Raw genomic sequence first — 2,956 nt, forward strand, 5'->3', positions numbered from 1 at the left:
TTATAATCTTCTTTTACATCTTTCTTGCCCATGACGTCGTGCTCAACGCCGTCTTTCAATAACGCTATTGCATCATCACCGTTAAAGTTGGTCACATTACCGTCGCGGATATCGGCAGCAGCGATTAGCGTATCAGAAACTTTACCTTCTACGCTGCTGTCGTGAACAATAACCAAGGTTTCGTTTGGTGCGAGTGTGTATGCGCTTAAATCGAGTGTTTGATCCCAAGAACCACCACCATTTGAGGCTTTAGCTAATGTATAGCCTGTTAGTGGAACAGTTTCGCTGCCGGTGTTAGCAATTTCGATTGCTTTGTTATAGCCAGAGCTTTCTGTGGTTTCTGAGATGATGATATTCGCTTGAGCACCACACGAAACTGCAGCACCAATAGAAAGTGCGAGAATGGATTTTTTCATGATTTTCACCCTAAAGAAGCCCTGTTATCCCTAACAGGGCGATATATCATTATTATTTGTAGACAATTTCGCCGTTTGGCTGGAATTCAGTTACATCAACAGCACCTTTCGATTCGATGAAATCTTTCAGTACTTCTGCATCTACATAGCCAGTGTTCACAAATGCCGGATGCTGAGTGATGTTCGGGTAACCGTCACCGCCAGCAGCATTGAAGGAAGGAATGGTGAAGCGGTAAGTGTCTTTTTCGTTCAGTGCTTTACCGTCAATCTTCACGTCAGTCACTTTGTCGCCGTTTACTGTCATGGTAATACCGGAGAACTGAGCGTAGGCGCCTGAATCTTTAGATTTGGTACCAACAACATTCAGGTAGTCCTGAACTTCGGCACCCGTCATATCGACGTAAGTCACGATGTTGCCGAATGGCTGTACTGTCAGAACATCTTTGTAGGTGATATCGCCGCCAGCGATAGAGGCACGAACACCACCAGAGTTCATAACAGCGAAGTCCGCTTTGGCACGCTCTTTGTGAGCCGTTGCGATTAGACGACCAAGATTTGTCTGGTTATTACGTACGATCTTACGCTCACCGACCAGATCACCGTTGGACGTACCGATCTTCACGTTAAGCGCTGCCTGGCCTTTGTCCTGGAATGGCTTCAGGGTATCGAAAACAGCCTTGTCTTGTGGGATCTCGTCTTGGATGAAGACGCGAACTTTCTTGCCGTCAACCTTGATTTTCTTCTTCAGGTTAACAGGAATAAGGTCGTATGATTTTAGTGTGAACTCACCGTTTTTGAAGGTGTAGTCAGCACGGCCAACGTATTTACCCCACTCATGCGCCTGAACAATCCAGGTGCCGTTCTGCTGATCCGGCTGACACGCGTCACCCGGGTGGAAGTTCTTGTTGTACATGTTCGGACCTTCCATGCAGACAGGCTCTTGCGAGTGACCGCCTACAATCATGTCAAGATCGCCTTCGTTCAGGTAACGAGCAAGCTTCACGTCACCCGCTGCGTTTGAACCGTGTTGGCCATCTTGATAGTGGCCCATATGCGTTGCTGCAATGATCACATCAGGATTGTGCTTGCTTTTTAGCTCGGCAATGACTTGCTTGGCTTCTTCTTTAGGATCTTTGAACTCAACTGCGTCGATGTATTCCGGGTTACCGATCTTGGCAGTGTCTTCAGTTGTCAAACCAATAACAGCGATCTTAATGCCTTGCTTGTTAAAGATTTTGTACGCATCGAACATACGTTCGCCATCTTTGTAGATGTTAGCGGCAAGGAATGGGAATTCAGCCCAGCCTTCCTGCTTGGCAAGTACATCAAGCGGGTTGTCAAATTCATGGTTACCGACAGCCATTGCATCGTAACCTAGCATGTTCATACCAATGAAATCTGGCTCTGCATCTTGCAGATCTGACTCTGGCACACCTGTGTTGATATCACCGCCTGATAAAAGAAGGACAGAACCGCCTTCTGCTTGAACTTCAGCGCGAATTTCATTGATCAGTGTGGCACGGGCAGCCATACCGCGTTCGCCGTATTTGTTCTGCCAGAAGTTGCCGTGGTTATCATTGGTATGAAGAATGGTTAGGTTATATTCTTGACCCTGAACCCACTCATGTGCTGGTTCCTGGGCAGAATTTTGGGCTGTGCATCCGGTTGCAACCGCAAGTGCGAGTGCCGATAAAACGATCTTTTTCATGAGACGCCTTATTTGAAGAGGGAGGGAAGAAAAGAGAGAGCCAATCAAGGGACGAAAGATCAGCTCTCTAGTTGTTCTAAATGTAAGGAGTTACCTTAGAACCAGTAGTAAGCCATTAGGTAGCCAAGTGCACCTGATTCAGTGGTCTTCTTACCATTTGCATCGCGCTCACCTTTAAGTACATCACCGAATGCAACTTCAGCAGCCAGCTTCACGTTAGATGCGTAGCGGTATTCAGCACCAACAACACCAAAGTATGCTTTATCTGCAAATGCGTCAGAGTCAGAGTAGTTAACGTTAGCAAGCAGGTTTAGTTTCTCTGTAAGAGCGTACTTACCACCCAGGTTTACACCTTTTTCAGTAGTGTCTGCGCCGCGGTCGAAGTTTTTGGTTTCGTCGAATGCAAGACCAGCAAGAGTGAATTTGCCTAGCTCAACTTCACCGTGTAGCGAGTAGATAGATGTTTCGTCACCTTCTTCAGCACCTGCAAGTACAGTGAATGTGTCACCGTAGTAGCCGATGTAACCGTTAGTTACTTTGCCGAATAGTGAATCTGTTTCGTAGCTGTACTTCACAGGGTGACCGAAGTCATCAGTGTCGCCATCCCAACCTTCAACAGAGTGAGAGATACCCACTTTCACGTTACCGAACTTACCGCGGTACTTGATAGTGCTGTCCTGGTCACCTGCTTCGGAGATACCAAGACCTAGTTCGTTAGTTACGTCACCGAATGCGTCAACGTGGTCGTATGCAGTATCAGTACGACCGAACTCGATTGAGTGGCCTTTAGTTACGTTGTAACCAACGTACGCTTTATCGATGATGATGCGCA

3 protein-coding genes are annotated in these 2,956 nt (G+C 47.0%); all 3 read right to left on the reverse strand.

The features are described from left to right. A partial coding sequence (locus tag MHN01_RS22830) for a lamin tail domain-containing protein (protein ID WP_239413640.1) occupies positions 1-416 on the reverse strand: 416 nt, incomplete at its 3' end. A 52-nt stretch (positions 417-468) separates the two neighbouring features. Further along, entirely contained in the window at positions 469-2,124 is a 1,656-nt protein-coding gene (gene ushA, locus MHN01_RS22835; protein WP_239413641.1) for a bifunctional UDP-sugar hydrolase/5'-nucleotidase UshA, read from the reverse strand. 95 nt (positions 2,125-2,219) lie between these two features. Continuing rightward, on the reverse strand, positions 2,220-2,956 hold a 737-nt coding region (locus MHN01_RS22840), incomplete at its 5' end, for a porin (protein ID WP_239413642.1).

The organism is Photobacterium sp. OFAV2-7 (assembly GCF_022347985.1).
In the GTDB taxonomy this organism is placed as follows: Bacteria; Pseudomonadota; Gammaproteobacteria; order Enterobacterales; family Vibrionaceae; genus Photobacterium.